The following is a 25,068-nucleotide window of genomic DNA, read 5'->3' as shown; positions in this document are numbered from 1 at the left end:
TCCCCAGGAAAGGAGGTGAAATAAGACGATGACAATAACGGTACAAAACATGTCTTCATCCGTGAGCAGTCCCTCGGGAAGCGGAAAGACAAGCGCGGCGGGTCAAACGACAGCGGCTGTTTCCTTTGATGCGACACTGGCTTACCAGATGAACAGCAGCGGTAACAGCGCTTCAACAACTTCGACGGAAGTCGCTGCCAAGCTGGAATCCTTGCTTGCGCAGTATTCTTCGGAAACCGAAGCATCACTTGAAGGCTTGATGGAATTGCTTCAAGGTTTGCTGCAGGAGCTGGACACTATGGATCAGGCATTAATGGAGGATCCCTCCCTTTTGCAAGAGCTGCAGAACTGGCTAACGCAAGCGAATCTTATGCTGAGCGGAGCTTCTCCTCAAGCACAAGAAAATTCGGATGGGAATGAGATATCTCCATTGGCTTCCAGACCAGAGACCATTCGATTTGCAGTACAGGATACGATCAGCCAGCTGGCATCGATGCTGTCCAAATCTGGTCAGGTGGATCTGACTACCGAAGCTGCTGTAAAACAGCTTGTCCAATCTTTCCATAGTCTGCTTGGTCAAGGAACAGGGACCGGGGAGAGTAAGGCAAGCGGCAGTTTTGATAACATCCTGGCCCAAAAGCAACCGGATGCCGTTCAGTCTAACATATCGACGAATACTTCAGGACAGTCGGCTTCATCACAAACAACGGGCCAAGCGAATGCCAAGTGGTCATCGCTGACGACAAGTACCGACGTTGATGGTACAGCAACTGAGTTCGTGATTAACGAAGGCGATTCGCTGTTGGAGCAAGGAACGGTCACTGCCGGTCAGCTAGCCCTGCGTTCAGGTACGCAAATTGCAGTAAAGCCTGCAGCTCCGCCGGTGCCTGTTGAGAACTTCGGAAGCGAAATGACTTCCTTCATTATTAATAAGCTCGAAATCGTGAAACAAACCGGTTTTACGGAAGCGAGAATCTCCTTGAATCCGGAACATCTGGGTCAAGTAGATATCAAACTTACGATGCAGAATGGCCAATTAATCGCCCAGTTCATGACACGTTCGACGGATGCTAAAGAGCTGATTGACCAGCAAATGGCACAGCTTCGAAGCGCATTGCAAGCTCAAGGGCTGCAGATCGAGAAAATTGAAGTTACGCAGAGCAGCCAGCCTTCCAATGCGAATCTTTATCAAGACGGCCGTCAGCCTGGATCAGGCCAGCAGCAGCCGCAGCACCGCTCAAAGGAGAAGGATAGTCCTTCCGATGATGCCGTGCTGGCCGCAAATCTGACGGAAGAATTGAACGATTGGATTGCTGAGCATCAAGCCGACGATGAACTTGTACAAGCAGGAACATTTACCGCGAAAGCCTAACAGTGAGGAGGTGAGCTTGGATGGCAACTAATCCGGTATCTACGAAAAATATGTGGCCCAACTATGCTAAAGGGAATGTCAGCAGTAAAAACGGAAACGGCCAGGAGCTTGGAAAGGATCAGTTCCTGAGCATCCTGATTACGCAATTAAGGCACCAGGATCCGCTTCAGCCGATGCAGGACCGGGAGTTTATTGCCCAAATGGCCCAGTTTACTTCCCTGGAGCAGCTGATGAATATCAATACTCAATTAACGGCAATGAGTCAGTCTCTGGGCGCTGCTTCAAGTTTGATCGGTAAACAGATCAGCTGGATGTTCAAGCCGGAGGATGGTTCGGAGTCCGTCATGAAGAGCGGTATCGTAGATTCCATCATTGTTCGTGAAGGCGTCCATTATGCCAAAGTCGGTGACAGTGAAGTATCGCTTGACCAGATTGTGAAAATCGAGAACGCTGTAACCGAGAATGATCCAGATGCATTGAATTCAGGTCCGACAGATCCTGAAATAAACAATCCGGGTCCTTCTGTACCTGACACCAGTAATCAGGGCCCAACAGATCCTGTAACAAACAATCCGGATCCTTCCGTACCCGAAACAGGCAATCCCGATCCGTCAGTTCCTGAAGCCGGAGATCCCGGACAAGGGGGAGAAGAGCCTGGGGGAACAGCGCCATGAGTGACCGCATGATGATAGGCCATTTATACCCTGGAAAAATACATCCCGCAGCGCTTCACAATGAACGAAAACCAGCACAAGCTCTGGTAAATCCACCCGCGGGCACGTTTCAGGAACTCTTAAGTGAGAATCTTCTTAAAATCAGCAACCATGCGGCGAAGAGACTTCAGCAGCGCGGCATTGAATTGAAGAGTGATCAGCTTGCGCAGATCCAGAGCGCTGTGGACAAAGCTGCAGCGAAGGGGAGCAAGGAATCTCTCATTTTGATGAAAGATATGGCTCTGATTGTGAATATTCCGAATCGGACCGTGGTCACTGCAATGGATGGCAAAGCGATGAAGGATAACGTATTTACGCAAATTGATAGTGCAGTTATTATTTCATAAATCTGGCTGGCCCGTGAGGAAGCCAGGCGGCCGCTGATCGACAGAAGCGGTCCATAACAAAAGGAGGAAAATCGATGTTAAGATCCATGTATTCCGGTATTTCCGGAATGAGAGGTTTCCAAACCAAGCTTGATGTCATTGGTAATAACATTGCCAACGTAAACACGGTTGGGTTTAAAGCGGGACGAGTGATGTTTAAAGACGTACTAAGTCAAACGATGTCCGGTGTCACGCCGGGAACCGACGATCCATCCGGTGGTGTAAACGCAAAGCAGGTTGGTCTTGGTGTATCGATCGGTTCGATTGATACCATGCATACCCCAGGCAGCGCGATGATGTCTCCGAATCCAACGGACCTGAGAATCGACGGAGACGGTTTTTTCATGGTGAAGCTTAGTGAGGATCAAGATGTGCCTTTCTTGACCCGTGCAGGCGATTTCCATGTGGACGTGGCACGCAACCTGGTAACGTCTGACGGTATGCTTGTTCTCGATGCGACAGGTGAGCCTATCCAGTTGGGCGATGATGTAACAGCATTCACGATTGCGCAAAACGGCGCCATTATTCAGAAGATGAGTGACGGATCAACGGAAGAGGGAGCCATCATTGGCGTTGCGAAAGTACCGAATCCGGAAGGTCTTGAGAAAATCGGCGGCAATATGTATCGCGTGACCCTGAATGCAGTTCCTGATGGCGATCTGGATGCCGTTATGTTTGAAGGGAATAATGCTGAAGAAGGAACTGGTGCGATTATTGCCGGTCAGCTCGAAATGTCCAACGTTGACCTGACAGGCGAATTCTCTGAAATGATCGTTGCTCAGCGCGGCTTCCAAGCCAACTCCCGGATTATCACTACTTCGGACGAAGTGCTTCAAGAAGTTGTCAATCTGAAACGATAAGGATGGAGAGGGAGGGGGAGCCCCCTCCCTCATTAAACAAGGAGGCTGTCCATGATATCGGTAACGAGGTTAAATGGTTCGCAGTTGTGGCTTAACGCGCTGTTGATAGAAATGGTTGAGGAGACTCCTGACACCTACATTACATTGATTAATGGAAAGCGCATGATTGTGCTTGAAAGTGCAAATGAAATCATCGCTTCCGTTAAGGCGTATCATCACGAGGTAGGCATTCATCAAGCTACCATTAAAGTGCAGCAATTGGAGGAACCTTCATGAAAAAGATGCTCCCCTGGTTAATTACGATCCTGTTATCCATTACGCTGATCGTTGTGGCGATCTTCCTGTTGTCGGACAAACTGCTTGGCGATAACAGTAAAAGTCAGGCTTCGGCTAATGCAGCGGCTTTATCCAAGTTGTCAGCCGATGAGATCGTCAAGATGACCTCGGAAATCACCGGGATCAAGACGAATCTCGCTGATCCTGAACATATTGCCCAGATGGCCTTTGCTTTTCAGCTTAATGACAAAAAAGCAAAGGAAGAATTCGATAAAATCAAGGAGATTAAAATCAAACCGATTATTATCAAAACGTTGGCCGACACGAAACCCGAGTTGCTTAATGACTCCAAAGGGCGCGAACAGTTTATTGGCAAGCTGCAGAACCTGATCAATAAGTCGTTAACGTCCGGGCAGTTAATTCAAATCGAAATGACAGAAGTAATGATCGTAGGTATCTAGACTGTTCGTCGGACGACCTGTAAGGGGGTGAGTAGATGGTTGATGTTTTATCGCAGAATGAGATCGATGCCTTATTGGCCGCTCTCTCTTCAGGGGAAATGGATGCTGAAGAACTGAAAAAAGAGGAAACGCAAAAGAAAATTCGTTCTTATGATTTTAAGAGGGCACTCCGGTTTTCCAAGGATCATATTCGGAGCTTGACCCGCATTCACGAGAATTTTGCACGATATCTGACTACTTATTTCTCAGCGCAATTACGTACTTTTGTGCAAATCAATGTGGTGCAGGTTGAACAGCTTCCATATGATGAATTTATTCGCTCCATACCCAAAATGACAGTTCTTAATATATTCGAGGCGGAACCGCTTGTCGGGCGCATGGTGCTTGAGGTCCATCCGAACATTGCTTACGCGATGCTGGACCGTTTGCTGGGAGGAACGGGTATTGCTCCTTCTTCCGTCAGCTCGATGACCGAAATCGAGACAATCATCATGGAGCGCATTTTCAGCCGGGCATTCGATAGTCTGCAGGAAGCGTGGAAAACGGTGCTGGACATCTCACCGCGCCTTGAGGCATTGGAAACGAATCCGCAATTTATGCAGATCGTTTCTCCGAACGAAACCATTGCGCTAATTTCCCTTAGCACCAAAATCGGCGATACCACGGGGATGATTAATCTGTGTATCCCGCATGTGGTGCTGGAACCGATCATGTCCAAGCTATCGGCGCATCAGTGGTTTATCTCGGAGAAAAAAGCGAGTGTTCCAGAGGAAGTAGATGCTCTTAAGCAGCGTGTAAGTAAAGCCAAGCTTCCGATTGTTGCCGAGCTGGGTGTTTCACAGCTTACGGTGTCCGAATTTTTAGGACTGAGTGTCGGCGACGTCATCTCATTAAACAAACCGATGCATGATGGACTTTCCATAAAGGTTGGGGACAGATTAAAGTTTATTGGCAGTCCCGGAACGATAAAAGACCGGGTTGCTGTACAAATCGATGAAATTGTCATCGAAGGAGCTGAAGAATTTGACGAGTAAAGACTATTTATCCCAGGAAGAAATCGACGCTTTGTTAAAACAGTCGGAAATGGCATCACCAGCATCAATTCCTTCGGCGGCGACTGTCGATGATGTATTAACACCTCTAGAGCAGGACGCGCTTGGTGAGATTGGTAACATTACCTTTGGAAGTGCTGCAACCGCTCTGTCTACCTTGCTGGGCAAAAAAGTGGATATCACGACACCCAAAGTGTCGATCATTAAGCGAAGCGAGTTTGAGGAAGAATTTCCGAAGCCGCATGTAGCGGTACATGTTACTTATGTGGATGGATTTGAAGGAATTAACTCTCTAGTCATTAAAACACGTGATGCTCAGGTCATTGCTGATCTGATGTTAGGCGGGGAAGGCAACCCCGTGGAAGAGGAACTCAACGAGATTCATATCAGTGCCGTTCAGGAAGCGATGAACCAGATGATGGGCTCTTCCGCAACGAGCATGTCAACGATTTTTAACCGGTTTGTCAATATATCGCCGCCAGGCATTGACATTCTGAACATGGCCAATGGTGAAGGGGTTAACAACCTTCCGCCGGATGAGACATTGATTAAGATTTCATTCCGATTAATTATCGGTGACCTTATTGATTCAACCATTATGCAGCTGCTTCCCGTTCATTTTTCCAAGGATATGGTTCACATGCTTATCAACGGGACGGAAGAGCCGCAGCCTGCGAAGCAGGAAGCCGCGCCGACGGTGGAAGCGCCTGTCAGTACACAGGAACCGGCTCAAGCACCGGCTAACCCTGTTAATGGCAATGACATGGGCCAAGGATTCGACTACGGACAAGGCTACGGCCAGCCAGTGCAAGGACAGGGAGGACAGATCCCGCAATCCATGCCATATGGACAGCCGCAGATGCCTTACCAAGGGCAGCCGCAACAGTATGGCGGCATGCCAAATCGCAATGTGAATGTACAGCCCGTACAGTTCGCTAATCTGCAATCTGCGCCATACACCCAGGTGGATGAAAACAATCTGAACTTACTGATGGACATTCCCCTTAAAGTCACCGTAGAATTAGGGAGGACTCAAAAGCAAATTAAGGATATCCTGGAAATGTCACAAGGTTCGATCATCGAGTTGGACAAGCTTGCCGGTGAGCCTGTAGACATCCTTGTCAATCATAAACTGATTGCCAAAGGCGAGGTCGTTGTCATCGATGAGAACTTTGGTGTACGCGTGACGGATATCGTAAGCCAATGGGACCGGATTCAAAAATTACAATAGCACAAACATTTTAGGGAGGATTTTTATCAATGGCTAACCGAATTCTGATTGTGGACGATGCTGCATTTATGAGAATGATGATCCGTGACATATTGGTCAAGAACGGATTCGAGGTTGTGGGAGAAGCACAGGACGGTGCGCAAGCAATCGAGAAATTTAAAGAACTTCGTCCAGATCTGATTACGATGGATATTACGATGCCGGAAATGGATGGTATCGCAGCGCTGAAAGAGATTAAAAAAGTCGATGCGAACGCAAAAGTGATTATGTGCTCTGCCATGGGCCAACAAGCGATGGTTATTGATGCGATTCAAGCTGGAGCCAAGGACTTTATTGTTAAACCGTTCCAATCGGACAGAGTCATTGAAGCCATCAATAAGACGCTTGGCGTATAAGGATTCTTCTTATGATGATGGCAGCTTCTGATGGATTAAGCTCAAGTAGTACTACCGGGTATTATTTACAGTTATTTTATGTCTTTATCGTACTTGCCATCATCGTTGCGTTGATCGTGTTCCTGATTCGCTTTCTCAGCAGAAAGAATCAGAGCTGGATGCAGGGCCGCTCCATTCGTACTTTGGGTGCGGTTGGGATGGGCCCTAACAAGTCCCTTCAGCTCGTCGAAATTGGGGGCATCATCTATGTGATCGGAGTTGGCGAAGACGTCCGGTTGGTGGACAAAATTTCTGATCCAGCTGAAGTTGCGCTTATCCAAGCTGCATTTGAACAGGATTCTGGAATACATAATGGGGCACTGCCGCCTTTCATAACGAAATTGGCGGCAAAACTCCGTAAAGGCAAACCACCGGAAGAAATGGAATTGGACGATACATCTTCTTTCCATGAAGTGTTCGAATCCAAGCTGCGCAGCGTACCGAACCGGAAAGAAAAGGTCGAAGAATTGCTGCGGGAGGATCAAAAAGATTCATGAATAAAAAGATCTCGTACGCTATCGCGATTTTCATATTGTTTGGATTTCTGTTTTCCCATACGGCATTTGCGGATCCGATTCCAAACATCGATATTCAAATCGGCAATGAGGGAGACACACCGGGGACAAGCTCCTTGTCCTTGATACTCCTGATCACCATTCTTAGCATTGCACCGGCGATACTGGTGCTGATGACTAGTTTTACAAGGATTGTTATCGTGCTTGGCTTTGTACGCACTTCGCTCGGCACACAGCAAACACCGCCAAACCAAGTGTTGATCGGCCTGGCCCTGTTTCTTACCTTATTCGTAATGGCTCCAACGTTGTCGTCGATGAATGATGTAGCGCTCCAGCCCTACCTAAAAGGTGAGATTACTCAAGCGGAAGCGCTGGATAAGGCTCAAGATCCAATGAAGAAGTTCATGTTCGCGCACACACGGGAAAAGGATCTGTTGTTGTTCATGAATTACACAGGCGCAGAGAAACCCGAATCTTACGAGGATATTCCGTTAACGGTTTTGGTACCGGCATTTGCCATTAGTGAGCTGAAGACTGGCTTTCAAATGGGCTTTATGATCTTCATTCCGTTTCTGGTCATCGATATCGTGGTTGCCAGCGTGCTGATGGCGATGGGTATGATGATGCTGCCGCCAGTTATGATCTCGCTGCCATTCAAGATTTTGCTCTTCGTTTTGGTAGACGGCTGGTATCTGGTCGTGAAATCCATGCTGATGAGCTTTAACACGTAGCAATAAGCGGCAAGTAATTCGAATACAGGGGGACTCGCCGTGAGCGCTGAATTTATTATCGGTCTGGCAGGACAAGCGGTCTATATTGTGCTCCAGGTGAGCGCACCGATGCTGGTTCTCGCACTGGTTGTCGGACTTATCATCAGTATTTTTCAAGCGACAACACAAATCCAGGAACAGACGCTGGCTTTCGTACCAAAAATTATTATTGTTCTTGTAGCATTACTGCTGTTTGGTCCTTGGATATTAACGACGTTAGTGGATTTTACCCACGGGATTTTGGACAATCTCTACAAATATATCGGATAGGCTGAGTGTCCATGGAATGGTTACAGCAAAGTTTACCTGTTTTCATGCTTATTTTTTGTCGAATAACAGCTTTTTTTGTAATATCGCCAGTGTTTACTTCACGTGGGATACCTGCTTCTTACAAAATAGGCCTTTCGGCCATCATTGCCCTGATCGTATATTTTTCGTTCGGGCTCGGAGAAGTGGTTCCGCAAGATCTGTCTTATGTCATATTGATTGTCCAGGAAGTATTGGTGGGACTGCTTCTTGGTTTCACTGCTTATCTTATTATGACCGTCGTCCAAACGGCAGGAGCATTAATTGATATTCAGATCGGGTTCAGCATGGCCAATGTCATCGATCCATTTACAGGGACTTCAACCCCATTAATCGGTACCTTCAAGTATTATCTGGCTCTACTGGTATTCCTGAGCATGAATGGTCACCATTATCTGCTCGATGCGATCATGTACAGCTATGATTGGATTCCGATTACGGGTGATGTGTTTGGGAAGATCCATGACGGCAATGTAACGGATTTTCTCGTACGGACATTCTCGCACTCTTTTGTATTGGCACTTCAAATGGCCGCTCCACTGGTAGCAGCCCTGTTCCTGACCGATGTCGGGCTTGGCTTTCTTGCAAGGACGGCACCGCAGTTCAATGTATTTGTTATAGGTATTATCATCAAAATCATCGTTGGACTCGTGCTGCTGATGCTGCTCATGCCGATGCTGGTATCACTATTTGATCATCTGTTTGCCAAAATGTTTGAAGCACTCCGGCAGTTGCTCGGCGTTATTGGAGACGGGCCGACTTAAGGAGGATGGAGGTGAAGCGGATGTCATACCGGTATCCGGTCGACTTACAGCTTTTCGCTGGTGAAAAGACGGAGAAAGCCACACCGAAGAAACGCCAGGATACGCGTAAGAAAGGCCAAGTTGCCAAGAGTATGGAGGTATCGGGTGCATCGGTTTTGCTGGCCGCATTCTTTTGCTTGTTAATTTTCGGCGGGTATATGAGAGACCGCATCGTTCGATTATTCACCGACATTTATATTAATCGGCTCTCCATGGACGTTACGAAAGACAATGTGATGCAGTTATTTGGGGAGTACGGTGTCCAAATCTTGCTTCTGCTGGCTCCGTTGTTTATCTCGGTGTTCGTTATTGCGCTGGTGGCTAATTATTTGCAGGTCGGGTTTATGCTGACGGGCGAGACTTTGAAAATGAAGTTCAGTAAAATCGATCCCATCAAAGGGTTCAAGAACATATTCTCGATGCGTTCCTTGGTCGAATTTTTGAAATCGGTCATTAAATTGACCATCATCGGTTACCTCGTGTACACCACCTTGTGGGCTGCGAGGGAAGGACTATCTTCCTTGTCAACGATGGGACCCGACACCATTTTTCATTTCGTGGCCGATATCACCATGTCACTGGGTTTCAAGATTGCCATCGGGCTGATTATTCTAGCCATTCTGGATTATATGTATCAGAAATATGATTACGAAAAAAACATTCGAATGTCCAAACAGGACATCAAAGACGAGTACAAGAAGATGGAGGGCGATCCGCTGATTAAGGGAAAGATCAGGGAACGCCAGCGTCGGATGGCACTTCAGCGGATGATGCAGGAAGTTCCGAATGCCGACGTTATCATCACAAACCCGACCCACTTTGCAGTGGCGATCAAATATGACGGGTCCATGATGGAAGCTCCGCAGATCATTGCGAAGGGCCAGGATTTCATGGCCTTGCGGATTAAAGAAATAGCGAAGGAACACGGAATTATAACGATGGAAAACAAGCCGCTGGCACGCGCTTTGTACCAACGGTCGGAAATCGGGGATTCGATTCCGGGAGACCTGTTCCAGGCCGTAGCGGAAGTGCTGGCCTATGTATATAAACTAAAAGGTAAAGTGAAATAATTAGGGACCGGAGGCGTCAGTGCAGTGAAAATAAAAGATCTATCTGTCCTTGCGGGTGTCATTGGCATCGTACTCATGATGATTCTTCCGATCCCGGTATGGCTGCTCGATGTACTCCTGATTATCAATGTCTCGCTGGCGCTTATTATTTTGCTGGTGGCCATGAATACGAAGGAAGCCCTGGACTTCTCCATTTTCCCTTCCTTATTGCTCATCACGACACTGTTTCGTGTAGCGCTTAACATTTCGACAACGAAGCTGATCCTGTCGGAAGCTAGCGCAGGTGAGGTTGTAGCCACGTTTGGTAAGTGGATAGCGAATGGTGAAATTGCGGTTGGCTTCATCGTCTTTTTGATTCTCGTTGTCGTACAGTTCATCGTCATTACCAAAGGCTCGGAGCGGGTAGCCGAGGTTGCGGCAAGATTTACGCTCGATGCGATGCCTGGTAAACAGATGAGTATCGATGCGGATTTGAACGCAGGTTTGATCAATGAGCAGCAAGCCAGGGAGCGCAGAAGAAAAATCGAGCGGGAAGCCGATTTTTACGGGGCTATGGATGGTGCAAGTAAATTCGTTAAGGGTGATGCCATCGCCACGATTGTCATCATGCTGATCAACCTGATCGGCGGGTTTATCATCGGGATCTCTATTCATGGAATGTCATTCGGAGACGCGATGAGCACTTACTCCATCCTGACGATCGGGGACGGATTGGTCAGTCAGATTCCGGCGCTTCTGATTTCCACTGCAGCGGGCTTGATTGTTACAAGAGCCTCTTCGGAAGGGAACCTGGCGGAGGATCTAACAGGGCAACTCTTCTCCTACCCTCATCTATTGTACATTGTTTCAGGTACCGTTCTGTTGCTAGGGATTTTCACACCCATTCATCTGATTACGACCGCACCGATTGCTCTCATCTTATTCATTGCGGCACGGAGGATGCAAAACAATCTGGATCGCAAGCAGGTCGAAGTGGAGCAGTTGGAGGAGGAACAGCAAATCGAAGAGGTTCGAAGTCCGGAAAGTGTGATCAACCTGCTTCAGGTGGACCCGATCGAATTCGAATTCGGGTATGGGTTGATTCCGCTCGCAGACGCGCAGCAAGGTGGAGATTTATTGGACCGGATCATTATGATTCGGAGACAATGCGCACTTGAGCTGGGACTCGTCGTACCGGTTATCCGAATTCGCGACAATATTCAACTAAAACCGAATGAATATGTCATAAAAATAAAAGGGAATGCTGTCGGCGGTGGTGAATTATTATTAAATCACTATCTCGCCATGAGCCCTGGGTACGAGGATGATTCCGTAACGGGGATCGAAACGACCGAACCGGCATTCGGGCTTCCTGCTCTTTGGATAGATGAAGCCATGAAAGAGCGAGCGGATCTTGCCGGCTATACGGTTGTCGATCCACCATCTGTTGTGGCTACCCATTTGACTGAGTTAATTAAGAGACATGCCCATGAGCTGATTGGGCGCCAGGAGACCAAGGCATTGGTTGACAATATTAGAGAAAGCTATCCGGTCCTTGTGGACGAGCTTATTCCTTCTGTGCTGACCATTGGAGAAGTACAGAAGGTATTGGCTAAGCTGCTCCGCGAAAAAATCTCAATCCGGGACATGGTCACAATTCTCGAGACCCTTGCGGATTACGGACATTATTCGAAAGATCCCGATGTCCTTACCGAATATGTTAGACAAGCCCTCTCTCGCCAAATTACACAGCAATATGCTCAAGAGGGCGAGGCCATGCGGGTTATCACGGTTGGACCGCAGCTGGAGAAGAAGATCGCCGAAAGCATCCAGCAGAGTGACCAAGGAAGCTATCTCGCTATGGACCCGGCATCGACACAGAGTGTGTTTCAGAAGCTCAGTGAACAGGTTAACCGGATCATTCAGATGGGACAGCAGCCTGTTCTGCTTACCTCACCGGCCATAAGAATGTATTTAAGGCAGGTCATTGAACGAAGCATGCAGGATATTCCGGTGTTGTCCTATAGTGAGCTGGAGCCGAACGTCGAAATTCAAAGTGTCGGAGTGGTGAACTTATGAGAGTGAAGAGGTATATCGTCGACACGATGCCTGAGGCGATGCAGCACATTCGTACGGATTTGGGTGCGGATGCCGTCATACTGAGTACGAAGGAAACCAAGGTAGGCGGATTCCTGGGGATGTTTACCCGTAAGAAGATCGAGGTGATCGCGGCAGTAGAGCAAGCGGAGAAATCCAAAGGTTCTGCTCCGATGAAGTCCAAAGTTCTGCCTGCTGTACCTTCTGGTGCTGTACCCAAGGCTTATCAACGAACGGCTGAAATCTCGAAGCCCGGTACACAGACCTCCACGAACTCTGCGAGTAACACGGATACAGCTTCCGGCGTACAGCATGAGGATGACTATAGTCGTTTTGCCGAGATTCTGAGCCAGGTTGCAGCTTCCGAGGAGGAAGTTAACAGGCAAAAGAACGAAGTGGGCCATGTGCAACAGCCTGCAGCAGCTGCACAAGCAGCGATGCGAAACGATCAAACGGAAACAGCAGCTTCCGTTGAATCTGTTCAATCGGTTCAATCATCCCGTGGTGGACAGGAGGAGTCTTTAAGTTCCCGTCTAGGAATTAGCGAATCCGAACAAAGAGTCCTTGAAGAACTTAAGGAAATGAAGGAATGGATTGCGCGATTATCCAGGCAAAATCTTGAAGCGCAGCATCTTCCTGAGCCGCTGCATTTCATTCGGGATCAACTGCTCAAGCAGGATCTTTCGGCCAAACTGACGGAAGAGTGGCTTACAGCTGCGGAGGAAGCCTGGAAAGCTAATCATATGCAGATGAGTGAGGCCGAGCTGCAGAACGTGATTTACAAGCAAGCTGAGGCGTTCCTTGAGGGGCGTATCGGCGGCGGCGTTCAACCCGAGACGCGGATTGTATATATCGCTGGACCGACAGGGGTCGGTAAGACTACCACGATCGCGAAGATCGCTGCAGAGCAGCTGTTCCGTAACCAACGCAAGGTAGGTTTTATTACTTCCGATACGTATCGGATATCTGCCGTTGAACAGCTGCGTACTTATGCATCCATTCTCAATGTGCCGATGGAAGTCGTGCAATCGCCTGGTGATATGCAGCGAGCCCTTCAGAAGCTGCAGGATTGTGATTTGGTGTTGATGGATACAGCAGGCCGGAACTATCGGAACGAGCTGCTCGTTTCCGAGCTTCAAAGCCTGTTCTCCCATTCCGATCAAAGCGAAACCTATCTTGTGCTCAGCCTGACCTCCAAGAGCAGCGATATGATAGAAATCGCGGATCATTTCAGCAAATACGAACTCGATAAGGTCATCTTCACGAAGATGGATGAGACCGGCAGTTACGGCTCCTTGTTTAATCTGATAGATGCCCATAACCTTCGCTTGTCCTATATGACCAATGGTCAAAATGTGCCGGATGATCTGTTGATGGCCGACAGCGAGCGGTTATGCCATCTACTGCTGGGAGAGATTCGTACATGACGGATCAAGCTCAATCGCTCCGCCAGCTTGTTTCTTCTCAGCAATCAGGGAACAGCGATAAGGCAGCATCTCCAAGAACGGCCAAGATTATTACGGTCAGCAGCGGTAAAGGCGGGGTTGGGAAATCCAATTTCACACTGAATTTTGCGCTGACTTTACAGTCGATGGGCAAAAAGGTATTGGTGTTTGATGCCGATATCGGGATGGCAAACATTGACGTTCTTATGGGCGTGAGCTCTCGGTACAGCTTGTATCATCTCATTCGCCGGGAGAAGAGCATTGAAGAAGTAATTCAATATGGACCGGACAAGCTTCCTTACATTGCCGGAGGTTCCGGTTTGGCTGACATGATGTCCCTGTCTGAAGAGGAAATGAATTATTTTATTTCACAGATTGAAATTATTTCCTCGGAAATGGACTATATCATTTTTGACACGGGAGCTGGCTTGTCCAAGGAAAATATGAGGTTTATTACGTCCGCTGATCAATGCCTTGTCGTCACGACGCCGGAACCGACATCCATTACGGATGCTTATGCCTTAATCAAGGTGGTGCACGGCACGGAAAACCAGGTTCCGTTCAGCCTAATTGTCAATCGTGCGGGTGATGAACAGGAGGCTCGGGAGGCAGCAAACAAAATTATTTTGACGGCCCAGCGTTTCCTTGATATTGACATCAAGCTGCTCGGCTCGATTGCCGATGATACGCATGTTGTTCAGGCGGTTAAGCGGCAGGTCCCATTTACAGCAGCTTATCCGCGATGTAATGCCTCTAGTGATATCAGACGGATCGCGCTTCGCTACATGACCGTTCCTGCTGCCACAGAGCCGAAAGCTCCGAAGGGAATCAAAGGATTTATGCATCGGTGGCTCAAACGTACGAAATGATTCTTTGCTTGGATTAATGGAAACTGAGGTGGACATCTATGAAGCCTTTTCGTGTGCTTGTCGTTGACGATTCCGCATTTATGAGGAAAATCTTTTCCGATTTCATCGAGCGTGACCCATCTTTTCAGGTTGTCGGAACAGCTGATAACGGGCTTGACGCCGTTCGGAAAGTAAAGGAATTGAATCCGGATGTCATTACACTGGATGTAGAAATGCCGGAAATGAACGGCCTGGATGCTCTGAAGTTCATTATGGAATCGGGCCCCCGTCCGGTCATTATGTTGTCCGGCATTAATGAGCAAGGCATGAAAGAGACCATTCTTGCCCTTGAGGCAGGAGCATTTGATTTTATACGAAAGCCTTCCATTTCTAATGCGCTTGATATTGAGCAGGTGCGTTCAGAACTAATGAAGCAACTGAATGCGGCGATGCAGGCTAAACAGCGGAGGGCATTGTGGGAAGAAGAAGAGCAGAGACGACGGAGTGCGGACATAACGGTTCCTCTTTCGCCAAAGCCTTCTGACAAAACGCTGAACAAGAAGCCGCAGCTGAATGAGACGCGAACGACGGTCCGCGAGACTGACCAACGGAGCAAGCGAATGGATTCGCCTCGTTTGCCGTCAGCTCGGACTGTTGAGAAGAAGATGCCTACTGTTACGGACGGCGCCGAGCCCTCTGGTTCAAAGAGAAAACGGGCAGATCGTAAGCCTGTTGCAGACTTAGCTCCAGTCGTGCTTCCAGAGAACGAGGGTCATCAGCTCCGTGAAGCCAAGATACCGCAGACAACGGAATTGACGGATTTGGTTGCGGTGGGCTGCTCCACCGGCGGGCCAAGAGCATTGAAAGCTTTTCTCGAGCCCATTCCCGGCGACTTCTGTGCCCCGATTGTCATCGTTCAACATATGCCGCCGAGTTTTACCAGATCGCTTGCACAGCGCTTGAATTCATTCAGTCAGCTGGAGGTCATGGAAGCAGAACAAGGGATGGTATTGGAACCGGGGAAAGCCTACATTGCACCGGGGGGCAGCCATATGAGGGTTTACCGCTCGGACAGCGGCGCTTACCAAATCAGGATCAGTCAGGATGAGACTCGCAATGGTCACCGTCCGTCTGTAGATGTGCTGTTCGAATCCCTACTGCCGTTGACCATGATCAAACGTCATGCGGTGCTGATGACCGGCATGGGAAGCGATGGAGCGAGAATGATGAAGAAGCTTTACGATTCAGGAGTGACATCCACCTATGCGGAGAGCGAGCAAACCTGCGTCGTATACGGGATGCCAAGATCAGCTGTTGAGCTCGGTTGCGTAAGCCACGTTCTGCCACTTCATGATATTGCACCTAGAATGGTTCAAGCTGTAAATAACGGAAAGTGAACTTGAAGAGGAGGTGTCTCTCAATGGACATGAATCAATATTTGACAATGTTTATTGATGAGTCAAATGATCATCTGCAATCATTAAATGAAAACATGCTTCAATTAGAAAGCAACCCGGACGATATCGGGATCGTACAGATTATTTTCCGATCGGCTCATACGTTGAAGGGTATGGCAGCAACGATGGGATACGAAGATCTGGCTTCACTTACCCACCAGATGGAAAACGTGCTGGATCTTGTCCGGAACGAAAAGCTAAAGATGCAGGATTTTATCTTTGACACGCTCTTCAAAAGCTTGGACGCTCTTGAATCGATGGTGCAGGATATTACCGAAGGCGGAGACGGGAAAGCGGATGTTTCCTCAATCGTGGCTTCCTTGCAGTCGATTGTACGTGGTGAAGGAGCTTCGTCTGGAGGGGCAGCTGCCGAAGGAGATAACTCCGCTGTGGCCGTCCAAGGAATTGAATTGGATGAGTTTCAATTTTCCGTGCTTGATCAATCAATTTCGGAAGGACATAAGGTTTTATATATACAAGTGACATTGCGAGAGGATTGCCAACTCAAGGCGGTTCGTGCCTACATGGTATTCGAAACGCTGGAAAGATCCGGGGAAATCGTCAAAACGTATCCGGACGTTCAAGAGATTGAACAAGGTGAATTCGATCGCGTATTTTCGTTATATTACATAACGCAAAGAGAAACGCAAGACATTGAAAGCCAGATTCTGGGCGTTTCGGAGATCGAGACTACTACGGTTGTGGCGCTCGATCATGAATCTTTGCAGCAAATGGTTCAGGAGAGTGCGGCAACAGCAGAAGCTGTCAAACCGCAAGTTTCAGAGGCAGCTCCAGCGGCTGTGGCTTCACCGGAAGCCAAGAGTCCTTCAGCGCCTGCCAAAGAGTCCAAGGCACCTGCCCGAAATGCAGGGGGAGGTAATCCTTCGAGAACGATCCGGGTTGATATTGAGCGGCTGGATGTATTAATGAATCTGTTCAGTGAGCTGCTGATTGACCGGGTACGGCTAGAGCAATTGGCCAGTGAGTCCAAGAATCAGGAGCTGACGGACACCGTTGAGCATATGAGCCGCGTGAGCAGCGATTTGCAGAATATCGTCCTGAAGCTGCGCATGGTTCCTGTAGATACGGTGTTTAATCGTTTCCCAAGGATGGTGCGTGACCTTGCTAAAACACTGGACAAGAAGATTGATTTGATTATTACCGGAGCAGAGACGGAGCTGGATCGTACGGTTATTGATGAGATTGGTGACCCGCTGGTCCACTTGCTGCGCAACTCGGCTGACCATGGTGTCGAACCTGTTGCCGACCGCATCGCTGCTGGTAAACCGGAGACCGGTACCGTGCATCTGCGTGCGTTTCATAGCGGCAACAATGTTTTCATTGAGATTGAAGATGACGGACGCGGCATTTACCGTGACAAAATTCTAAAGAACGCGCTGGCAAAAGGCGTTGTGACAGAGGCCGAAGCAGCGACCATGACCGATGACGAGGTCAATCAACTGCTGTTCGCACCGGGATTCAGCACCGCAGAGAAAATTTCGGATGTATCCGGCCGAGGTGTTGGGCTCGACGTTGTTAAATCCAAAATAGTTGCCCTGGGCGGTAACGTCACCATCTACTCGACACCGGGGAAAGGCACGAACTTTTCCGTTCAGCTTCCATTAACGCTGTCTATCATTGCAGCTATGTTAATCCGGATGGGATCTGAAAAATATGCGATTCCGCTTTCCTCCATTGTTGAAACGGGCATCATCAAGCGTGGCCAAATCAAACATGTTCACGGCAGTCGCATGATCCAGTTCCGAGAATCGCTGATTCCGGTCATCTCGCTCAGCCGCTTGTTTGAAATTCCGGATTTTGATGAGGAGCTGGAAGAAGAAACAGAGATCGTTGTAATCCGCAAAGGGGATCGTCTGGCGGCACTTACCATCGATGATTTTATCGGACAGAGTGAAATCGTCATTAAGAATTTGGGTAAATATCTGCCTGCCATTCAGGGAGTATCCGGAGCAACCATTCTAGGGGATGGACAAGTCGCTCTCATTATTGACGCAAATGCATTTATCAAATAACAGGTTGCTATAACTCAGGCGGCAGGCCACACATTTTGAAGGAGGACTTATTCATGGGAGAAGAAATCAAGGTTATTGTCTTTAGACTTGGCGAGGAAGAATACGGCATCGAGGTAGACAAGGTTCAGACCATTGAGCGAATGATGCCCATTACGCGTGTTCCCAAGACCTATGCTTTCGTAAAAGGGGTTATTAATCTACGCGGCGTCGTCATTCCTGTAATCAATCTGCGCGGCCGCTTTGGATTGGAAGAGGTTGAAGCAACCGATCAAACGCGGGTTATCATCGTGGCGGTCAATGACATGCAGGTAGGTTTTATCGTGGATTCCGCAAGTGATGTCATCGATTTGAATACGGACAGCATTGACAATCCACCTGAGGTTGTCGGCGGAATAAAAGCGAAATATCTTCGCGGTGTCGCGAAGGTAGGAGAGGAGCGCCTTCTCGTCATGCTGAATCTGTCCGAAGTGCTGAACAAAAGTGAGATTATTCAGCTGGAAGGCCTTGAGGAGTAGACAGTGGAGCTGTTTAAGCATGGCAAGGAAATCAAAATGGATGTTTTGAAGGAAGTTGGAAACATCGGAGCGGGCAATGCGGCAACCGCCCTCTCCCGCTTGCTTAACAAACCGATTGATATGGCTGTTCCCAAAGTTCAACTCCTGCCTTTTGAACAGATTGCCGAAAGTGTAGGAGGGAGCGAACAACTCGTTCTTGCCGTATTTTTACGGGTAGAAGGCAGTGCGCCGGGAAATCTCTTCTTTATTATGAGTCCGGAAGCCGGGAAGAATTTGCTGCAGAATCTGGCGGGCTTTGAAGTGTCGGATGAGGAGCAATTCTCCGAGATGGAGCAGTCCGCATTATGTGAGATCGGAAATATATTGTCAGGCTCGTACTTATCGTCGCTCGCTGATTTGACCAATCTGTCCATGACACCTACGGTGCCAGCTCTCGCGATGGATATGGCAGGTGCCATCTTAAGTTATGGACTGCTGCAGTTCGGAGAAATGGGAGACGATGCCCTCTTAATCAACACGACGTTCCTAGAAGGGCAGAACGAGGTGGAAGGCCAGTTCTTCCTCATACCTGATCCACAATCATTTGCTCAAATTTTCGAAGCTTTAGGAGTGCCCTTAGAGCATGATTGAAGAACAAAGCATAGTGAAAGTAGCCATGGCGGATCTGAACGTCGCAGGTCCAAACGGTATTTTACGTACAACGGGACTCGGCTCGTGCGTCGGACTGACGTTGTATGATCCGGTGACGAAGATTGGTGGAATGGCGCATGTGATGCTTCCATCTTCAGCGATTGCCAGAGAAGGGCAGCTAAACCTGGCAAAATACGCCGATACGGCTCTTCCGATCCTGTTGAACAAGATGAGGAATTTGGGTGCTTCCCCGGCACGTATGGTAGCCAAAATGGCGGGGGGAGCCCAAATGTTTGCTTTTGCCGGCTCCGGTGACACCATGCGCATTGGTCCTCGTAATGTGGAGTCCTGCAAGGCTGGGCTCGAGCAGATGGGGATAACGCTAATTGCCGAGGATACCGGAGGAAATTACGGAAGAACCGTTGAGTTGGACTGTGCAACGGGTAAGTTTACAATACGAAGCGTACAAAAGGGCATAAAGGAATTGTAGCTAATGGGAAAACTTCGTTTTTATCTGATGACTGGAATTGCCGGGTTTGTGTTCACATTTATTTTCTCCATACGTAACAATCTGTGGATGACTAGCATGTATCGGGCTCTCCTTGCATGTGCGATTTGGTTTCTTCTGGCGTTCCTGTTGAATTGGATGTTTGCTGCCATTACGGGTCCGCGAGCCACTGTTCAAGGGGACGCCGACACGCAGCGGGAGCAAGACCGAGGAACTGTTCTTGATTTATCCACGCCTGATGAGGATCGGGAATTGATGGATTTAATCCATTCCGAATCCAGCAGCAAAGAGAATGGAGACTTTGTACCGCTAAATCCTCCTAAGCTGGTTTCAACGAAAGAACCCGAAGAACTGGCCAAGGCCGTTCGTCACCTTACGGAAAAATAAGGAGGGTGAAGGCAATTGGACGAACGTAAAGCTTCTGTGCTAAACCATGCGGATTTATGGAGCGCATGGAAGGAAGATGGAGACCATGAAGCGAAGAAGAAACTAATCGAATATCATTTGCACATCGTTGACTATGTTTCAAGCCGTTTGGCAATCGGTCTTCCGAAGAACGTTTCTAAGGGAGATTTGGCCAGCAATGGGGTAATGGGTCTGATTGACGCCATCGAGAAGTTTGATTACAAACGAGGCCTGCAATTCGAAACCTATGCTTCTTGGCGTGTGCGTGGGGCTATTCTGGACTCGCTGCGCCAGGGGGACTGGGTGCCGCGCTCTGTCCGCGAGAAGGCGAAGAAGATTGAAACTGCATATCAGCAGTTGGAACAGAAGTATTTACGCAGCGTCAGTGATTCCGAGATGAGTGATTACCTTGACGTGACCGAGAAGGAATTCCGGCACATGCTGCAGGAAGTAGCAGTCATGACATTGACATCTCTGGAGGATCCGATCCGCGAGGAGGAGTCTGAGACCCGAATGTCGCTCCTGGTTGATGAGAAAGCGAAAAATCCGGATCACAAGGTCCATGAATTTTACCTGCGAGAAGCCCTGATGAAGGGTATCGGTAAATTAACCCCGAAAGAGCGGACCGTAGTTTCCTTATTATATTATGAGGATTTATCACTCAGCGAAATTGCTGAAGTGATGTCGCTATCACCTTCACGAATATCTCAGCTTCATTCCAAAGCGATTTTGAGACTTCGGGGCGCGCTCGATAAAGATCGGGATTTGCTGATGCAAAACGATTGACGCTTGCCATATATGAAGGGGGTTCCTGGATTGTCTGTAGATTATGCATTGGATCAGTACTTTAGCGTTACGCTATCGGATGACAAGGTCGTCGCCTATATACAGTTCACCAAATGGGAGAAGGATTTCTCTTGTTCTGTAGAAGCTCTTGAACAATTTCTGAGAAGTCACCAGATACGATATGGACTTCAACATGATACGTTGCGGCGAATCGCAGATCATGCGGAGGAATATCAATATAGTAGAACGCCGATTGCAATGGGAACGGAACCTATGCACGGACAGAACGGCAGAATCGAATTTACCGTTAATTTTGGGAATGAGACGAATCTGAAGCCGCTTGAGATCGAAGATGGCAAAGTGGATTATAAAGAAGTGATTCGTTTAAATAATGTAAAGAAGGGGCAGCTGCTTGCCACCCGAATCCCGCCAACGAAGGGAGTCCCTGGAACGGCGGTGACCGGAGAGGAGATTCCGAGCAAACCGGGAAAGGAAGCTCATTTCAAGGTTGGGAAGAACGTCGTTGTTAACGCCGAGAAAACCGCCATGTACGCTGCAATTGACGGACTCCTCACCAAAACCGAAAAGGGAAAAATCAATGTGTTTCCGGTATATGAGATTAACGGAGATGTTGATTACAGTATAGGCAATATCGACTTTGTCGGCACGGTGGTCATTCGCGGCAATGTGCTGACTGGATTCAGAATCAAGGCAGCAGGGGACATCCGAGTCACTGGCTTTGTGGAAGGAGCCGAGCTGGAGGCTGAAGGCTCGATCGATATATCCGGCGGAATCATCGGTTATAACAAGGGTTATGTCAAGGCGGGTCAGGATGTCAAAAGCTCGTTCATCCAGGATGGAAACGTCATAGCCGGCGCTAGCGTATTTGTCTCGCAGAGCATCATGCACTCCAATATCCGGGCGGTCCGGAATATCGAATGCAACGGTATGAAGGGCCTTGTGGTAGGCGGCATTTTGCAGGCGGGTGAAAAAGTGGTTGCCCGAACGATCGGAAACAGCATGTCGACAGCTACCGTAATTGAAGTTGGTGTTCTCCCCGAGCTGCGGAATGAACTGTCGGATCTTAGAGCCCAATTGAAACAGTCATTGGAAAGTATGGATAAAACCGATAAAGCGCTTTATCTTCTGAATCAGTTAGCTTCCTCGGGTCATTTGTCGCCAGACAAGCTGGCGCTGCGAATCAAACTGAATGCCACCAAAAAATCAAACATGGCAGAACAATCCGATATTAAGGACCGAATGCTGGAAATCGAGAAGATGCTTGAGGATACCGGCAAAGCAAGAGTGAATGTGGTAAAGACGATCTACGGCGGTGCCAAAATTGTCATAGGGCGGTATACCCGCTTTGTTAAGGATCCCACGCAGCGGGTTTCTTTTTACTATCATGAAGGGGATATCACTATGGTACCGCTCTTGTAGGACAGAACAGACGTTTTAAATGCTTGTGGACATGATCCTATATCATGAGGTGATTCCATTGAGTTTGAAATCGGTTGAGATGCAAATTGCGGTCCCCAGAACCAATGAAGCGGGTAAGATGCATAATGAATCCCAGCAGCGCCCGATGAATGATCAGACGCTGCTTGCGGGTGAGTTATCCAAGAACAGCCGTGCGGAAGCCCAGCGAAGTACTGAAGTGAGTGAGACGGCGGAAACAGCCGTGCGCGATGACGGGAGCCGTCAATCCTCTGGGCAGCAACAAGGTCGGGGAACGGCGGAAACGGGCGAGACATTGGAGCAGCCGGCAGAGCATCCCTATAAAGGCAAAAATTTCGATGTTTCGCTCTAGATAATTTATAGGCACAAAGGAGTTAATGGATTTGAAACCATGGATATATATCGTGCTGCTTGGCATTGCCGCCGTGCTGTATGCTTTTATGCTGCCGAAACGTCGTGAAGAGGCCGTGTCCAGCGAGCGGGTTGTAAAAGAAGTGGAGAACACGCTTGAAGGATATATGGCGGAAATCCAGCACGAGAACGAACAGCTGCTGGAACTGGTTGGTCAGATGAAGAAAGATCTTGATGCCAAGCAGCAAGCACATCAAGAGCAGGTCAGTGATTTGCGGCAGCGCATGCTGGCCATGGAGCAGAAAATGACCGAATCGCAAACGCGTCTTCGAACAGCGGAAGAGAAGCTGGCGCAAACGACTGCGGCCGCTTCTTTGTCTGCAGGAGAGGCTGCAGCGGCTTCCGAAGCTGAGCCTGCACCACTTGTCCATTCCATCAAATCCAGATACGCGGAGCTGTTTGATCTATATGAACAAGGAAAGTCCATCGATATGATTGCCAAGACCACGGGTCTTCAGCGAGGCGAAGTTCAACTTATTATCCAGTTGGCCAAACAGGAGGAATCCGTGTGATCAAGAACCGTACATTTATGATGGGCCTGGGGAGCGGTCTCGTGATCGGCGCGGTACTGCTTCAGCTGATGTGGATCGGTCAAGGCACAGCCGCATCGGAGACGCAGGAGTTAACGAAGGAGCAGCTGATGGCTGCAGCGGAAGCTTTGGACATGCAAGTTGTCGAAGGTTCGGACGAGCTGATGACGGCGGAGCAGTGGGAAGAGAAGAGGCTTGGTGAGAGCGCTGGTGAGTCCGAAGAAGGGGCCGATCCTGCACGGAAGACGGGAACGGACAAGCCGGAAGCACCGCAGCAGCCGGAGAAGCCTGAAGCGGGCGTGGATAAGAAACAGGAATCTACTCTCAAAGTGACGGATCCGGCGAAGCCGAAAACGCCAGCCAAAGCGGAAGCGCCTATCAAAGTGAATATTCCAGCTGGAAATAATCTCAGTGATGTGGCAAACAGTCTTTTGCGTGCTGGCGTCATTGATAACAAACAAGCATTCATTAATAAGGCAACCGAGAAAAAGATCAATACCATGATCCAAAGCGGTACATATTCGTTCACAGCAGGCGAGAGCTACAATTCGATCATAACCAAAATCACAGCAAAACCCTCCAACTAGCTCTTCGGTTGAGAGTGGTTTTTTTCTTTACAGGATCTGGTTGCAGCCGTTGATGGAATGGACCTGATCAAGTACACAAAAGACATTGCAACCTGCCCATGGTTATGTTATAGTAATTGACGGTGTTAAAACACACGCTAGAGTGATTTCGTTGAGGGTGCTTCCAGGATTGGGAGTCTTAATGAAAAATGATCTTGGCGGAGGGACACACAAAAACCAAACCTAGGAGGTGCGTGAAGATGGCAGTAATTTCCATGAAACAGCTTTTGGAAGCTGGCGTACACTTCGGTCACCAGACTCGTCGCTGGAACCCGAAAATGGATAAATTTATCTTCACTGAAAGAAACGGTATCTACATCATCGACCTGCAAAAAACGGTCAAGAAAGTTGAAGAAGCATTCAACTTCGTGAAAAACGTAGCTGGAGAGAACGGTACAATCCTGTTCGTCGGCACGAAAAAACAAGCTCAAGATTCCGTGAAGGAAGAAGCAGAGCGTTGCGGTATGTACTACATCAACCAACGTTGGCTCGGCGGAACTTTGACTAACTTCGAAACGATCCAAAAGCGTATTAACCGCTTGAAGCAGCTCGAAGCTTGGGAAGAGGACGGCACGTTCCAAGTATTGCCTAAGAAAGAGGTTATCCTTCTCCGCAAAGAGAAAGATCGTCTTGAGAAATTCTTGGGTGGTATCAAGAACATGAAGGGTCTTCCAAGCGCATTGTTCGTTATCGATCCTCGCAAAGAGCGTATCGCCGTAGCGGAAGCTCGCAAATTGGGTATCCCAATCGTTGGTATCGTTGATACGAACTGTGATCCGGATGAAATCGACTATGTAATCCCAGGTAACGATGACGCGATTCGCGCTGTTAAATTGTTGACTGGTAAAATGGCCGATGCTGTTGTTGAAGCTCACCAAGGCGAAGAAACAACTGCGTAATCAGGATTAAACGTATAAATCATGAATTAAATGAAAAGGGTGGTTGGTAGGTGTATAACCTCTCACTGCCCTTTTTTTAAGATGTTAGAACGGGTGACGTGCGAATAACGCGTGGAATCTGGAGCCTGGCATCGCAGGGGAAGAACAACTACTTAACGCGGTCTGAATCTTGGAGAGAACAATCGTATGACG

At 48.5% G+C, this 25,068-nt stretch carries 29 protein-coding genes; all 29 read left to right on the top strand.

The genetic code is table 11. The features are described from left to right. Nucleotides 1-28 precede the first annotated feature (28 nt). The 29 genes from NYE54_RS22160 (at nt 29) to rpsB (ending at nt 24,876) form a co-directional block, all read left to right on the top strand. Nucleotides 29-1,372 (top strand): flagellar hook-length control protein FliK, encoded by a 1,344-nt coding sequence (locus NYE54_RS22160; RefSeq protein ID WP_339266229.1) that lies wholly within the window; start codon nt 29-31, stop codon nt 1,370-1,372. Nucleotides 1,373-1,392: 20 nt separating this feature from the next. Then, nucleotides 1,393-2,046 carry a flagellar hook capping FlgD N-terminal domain-containing protein gene (locus NYE54_RS22155; RefSeq protein WP_098747047.1) on the top strand — a complete coding sequence of 218 codons (654 nt, stop codon included), beginning with the start codon at nt 1,393-1,395 and terminating at the stop codon, nt 2,044-2,046. Further along, nucleotides 2,043-2,432 carry a TIGR02530 family flagellar biosynthesis protein gene (locus tag NYE54_RS22150; protein ID WP_098747045.1) on the top strand — a complete coding sequence of 130 codons (390 nt, stop codon included), beginning with the start codon at nt 2,043-2,045 and terminating at the stop codon, nt 2,430-2,432. The genes NYE54_RS22155 and NYE54_RS22150 overlap by 4 nt, the downstream gene beginning before the upstream one ends. A 74-nt stretch (nt 2,433-2,506) precedes the next feature. After that, entirely contained in the window at nt 2,507-3,331 is an 825-nt protein-coding gene (locus tag NYE54_RS22145) for a flagellar hook-basal body complex protein (RefSeq protein ID WP_098747042.1), read from the top strand. A gap of 51 nt (nt 3,332-3,382) precedes the next feature. Next, on the top strand, nt 3,383-3,607 hold the full coding sequence (locus NYE54_RS22140; RefSeq protein WP_009594749.1) for a flagellar FlbD family protein: 225 nt from the start codon (nt 3,383-3,385) through the stop codon (nt 3,605-3,607). Further along, on the top strand, nt 3,604-4,068 hold the full coding sequence (locus tag NYE54_RS22135) for a flagellar basal body-associated FliL family protein (RefSeq protein ID WP_339266225.1): 465 nt from the start codon (nt 3,604-3,606) through the stop codon (nt 4,066-4,068). The genes NYE54_RS22140 and NYE54_RS22135 overlap by 4 nt, the downstream gene beginning before the upstream one ends. A gap of 35 nt (nt 4,069-4,103) precedes the next feature. Then, a complete protein-coding gene (gene fliM, locus NYE54_RS22130; RefSeq protein ID WP_076324984.1) occupies nt 4,104-5,102 on the top strand; it encodes a flagellar motor switch protein FliM in 999 nt (332 codons plus the stop codon). Beyond that, nucleotides 5,092-6,351, top strand: coding sequence for a flagellar motor switch phosphatase FliY (fliY, locus tag NYE54_RS22125; RefSeq protein ID WP_339266224.1), 1,260 nt, complete (start codon nt 5,092-5,094; stop codon nt 6,349-6,351). The genes fliM and fliY overlap by 11 nt, the downstream gene beginning before the upstream one ends. 29 nt (nt 6,352-6,380) lie before the next feature. Beyond that, nucleotides 6,381-6,746: a response regulator gene (locus tag NYE54_RS22120; protein ID WP_006211317.1), complete on the top strand. Its 366-nt coding sequence runs from the start codon at nt 6,381-6,383 to the stop codon at nt 6,744-6,746. Nucleotides 6,747-6,757: 11 nt separating this feature from the next. Then, nucleotides 6,758-7,282 (top strand): flagellar biosynthetic protein FliO, encoded by a 525-nt coding sequence (locus tag NYE54_RS22115; RefSeq protein ID WP_076324982.1) that lies wholly within the window; start codon nt 6,758-6,760, stop codon nt 7,280-7,282. Beyond that, on the top strand, nt 7,279-8,031 hold the full coding sequence (gene fliP, locus NYE54_RS22110) for a flagellar type III secretion system pore protein FliP (RefSeq protein WP_076324981.1): 753 nt from the start codon (nt 7,279-7,281) through the stop codon (nt 8,029-8,031). Before NYE54_RS22115 ends, fliP begins: the two co-directional genes overlap by 4 nt. A 39-nt stretch (nt 8,032-8,070) precedes the next feature. After that, on the top strand, nt 8,071-8,340 hold the full coding sequence (gene fliQ, locus NYE54_RS22105; RefSeq protein WP_009594725.1) for a flagellar biosynthesis protein FliQ: 270 nt from the start codon (nt 8,071-8,073) through the stop codon (nt 8,338-8,340). A gap of 11 nt (nt 8,341-8,351) precedes the next feature. After that, the gene (gene fliR / locus NYE54_RS22100; RefSeq protein ID WP_076324980.1) at nt 8,352-9,140 is read left to right on the top strand and encodes a flagellar biosynthetic protein FliR; all 789 of its coding nucleotides are present in this window, start codon (nt 8,352-8,354) and stop codon (nt 9,138-9,140) included. Between the two features lie 20 nt (nt 9,141-9,160). Further along, nucleotides 9,161-10,249 (top strand): flagellar biosynthesis protein FlhB, encoded by a 1,089-nt coding sequence (gene flhB, locus NYE54_RS22095; RefSeq protein WP_098747031.1) that lies wholly within the window; start codon nt 9,161-9,163, stop codon nt 10,247-10,249. Nucleotides 10,250-10,273: 24 nt separating this feature from the next. Beyond that, a complete protein-coding gene (gene flhA, locus NYE54_RS22090; RefSeq protein WP_339266221.1) occupies nt 10,274-12,307 on the top strand; it encodes a flagellar biosynthesis protein FlhA in 2,034 nt (677 codons plus the stop codon). Further along, the gene (gene flhF, locus NYE54_RS22085) at nt 12,304-13,752 is read left to right on the top strand and encodes a flagellar biosynthesis protein FlhF (protein ID WP_339266219.1); all 1,449 of its coding nucleotides are present in this window, start codon (nt 12,304-12,306) and stop codon (nt 13,750-13,752) included. Before flhA ends, flhF begins: the two co-directional genes overlap by 4 nt. Beyond that, nucleotides 13,749-14,639, top strand: a complete 891-nt coding sequence (locus tag NYE54_RS22080) for a MinD/ParA family protein (RefSeq protein WP_339266217.1) — start codon at nt 13,749-13,751, stop codon at nt 14,637-14,639. Before flhF ends, NYE54_RS22080 begins: the two co-directional genes overlap by 4 nt. Nucleotides 14,640-14,677: 38 nt before the next feature. Beyond that, nucleotides 14,678-16,015: a chemotaxis response regulator protein-glutamate methylesterase gene (locus NYE54_RS22075; RefSeq protein ID WP_339266216.1), complete on the top strand. Its 1,338-nt coding sequence runs from the start codon at nt 14,678-14,680 to the stop codon at nt 16,013-16,015. Between the two features lie 23 nt (nt 16,016-16,038). Next, nucleotides 16,039-18,108 (top strand): chemotaxis protein CheA, encoded by a 2,070-nt coding sequence (locus NYE54_RS22070; RefSeq protein ID WP_339266214.1) that lies wholly within the window; start codon nt 16,039-16,041, stop codon nt 18,106-18,108. Nucleotides 18,109-18,161: 53 nt separating this feature from the next. After that, nucleotides 18,162-18,623: a chemotaxis protein CheW gene (locus NYE54_RS22065; protein WP_076324974.1), complete on the top strand. Its 462-nt coding sequence runs from the start codon at nt 18,162-18,164 to the stop codon at nt 18,621-18,623. Nucleotides 18,624-18,626: 3 nt separating this feature from the next. Continuing rightward, complete coding sequence (locus tag NYE54_RS22060; RefSeq protein WP_071220100.1) at nt 18,627-19,253, top strand: chemotaxis protein CheC; 627 nt, start codon at nt 18,627-18,629, stop codon at nt 19,251-19,253. Continuing rightward, the gene (locus NYE54_RS22055) at nt 19,246-19,743 is read left to right on the top strand and encodes a chemotaxis protein CheD (protein WP_006211305.1); all 498 of its coding nucleotides are present in this window, start codon (nt 19,246-19,248) and stop codon (nt 19,741-19,743) included. Before NYE54_RS22060 ends, NYE54_RS22055 begins: the two co-directional genes overlap by 8 nt. Before the next feature lie 3 nt (nt 19,744-19,746). Then, on the top strand, nt 19,747-20,148 hold the full coding sequence (locus tag NYE54_RS22050; RefSeq protein WP_098747017.1) for a hypothetical protein: 402 nt from the start codon (nt 19,747-19,749) through the stop codon (nt 20,146-20,148). Between the two features lie 15 nt (nt 20,149-20,163). Further along, nucleotides 20,164-20,952, top strand: coding sequence for a FliA/WhiG family RNA polymerase sigma factor (locus tag NYE54_RS22045; RefSeq protein WP_071220103.1), 789 nt, complete (start codon nt 20,164-20,166; stop codon nt 20,950-20,952). A 30-nt stretch (nt 20,953-20,982) separates the two neighbouring features. After that, nucleotides 20,983-22,392, top strand: a complete 1,410-nt coding sequence (locus NYE54_RS22040; RefSeq protein ID WP_339266212.1) for a FapA family protein — start codon at nt 20,983-20,985, stop codon at nt 22,390-22,392. Nucleotides 22,393-22,450: 58 nt separating this feature from the next. Then, nucleotides 22,451-22,762 carry a hypothetical protein gene (locus NYE54_RS22035; protein ID WP_076324971.1) on the top strand — a complete coding sequence of 104 codons (312 nt, stop codon included), beginning with the start codon at nt 22,451-22,453 and terminating at the stop codon, nt 22,760-22,762. 25 nt (nt 22,763-22,787) lie between these two features. Further along, on the top strand, nt 22,788-23,333 hold the full coding sequence (locus NYE54_RS22030; protein WP_339266209.1) for a hypothetical protein: 546 nt from the start codon (nt 22,788-22,790) through the stop codon (nt 23,331-23,333). Continuing rightward, the gene (locus NYE54_RS22025; RefSeq protein ID WP_076324969.1) at nt 23,330-23,938 is read left to right on the top strand and encodes an endolytic transglycosylase MltG; all 609 of its coding nucleotides are present in this window, start codon (nt 23,330-23,332) and stop codon (nt 23,936-23,938) included. Before NYE54_RS22030 ends, NYE54_RS22025 begins: the two co-directional genes overlap by 4 nt. Before the next feature lie 239 nt (nt 23,939-24,177). Then, nucleotides 24,178-24,876 (top strand): 30S ribosomal protein S2, encoded by a 699-nt coding sequence (gene rpsB / locus NYE54_RS22020; RefSeq protein WP_036642081.1) that lies wholly within the window; start codon nt 24,178-24,180, stop codon nt 24,874-24,876. Nucleotides 24,877-25,068 lie beyond the last annotated feature (192 nt).

Source organism: Paenibacillus sp. FSL K6-1330 (genome assembly GCF_037976825.1).
In the GTDB taxonomy this organism is placed as follows: Bacteria; Bacillota; Bacilli; order Paenibacillales; family Paenibacillaceae; genus Paenibacillus_AQ.
The sequence above is the reverse complement of the archived record's forward strand: the minus strand, read 5'-3'. Positions and strand labels throughout refer to the sequence as shown.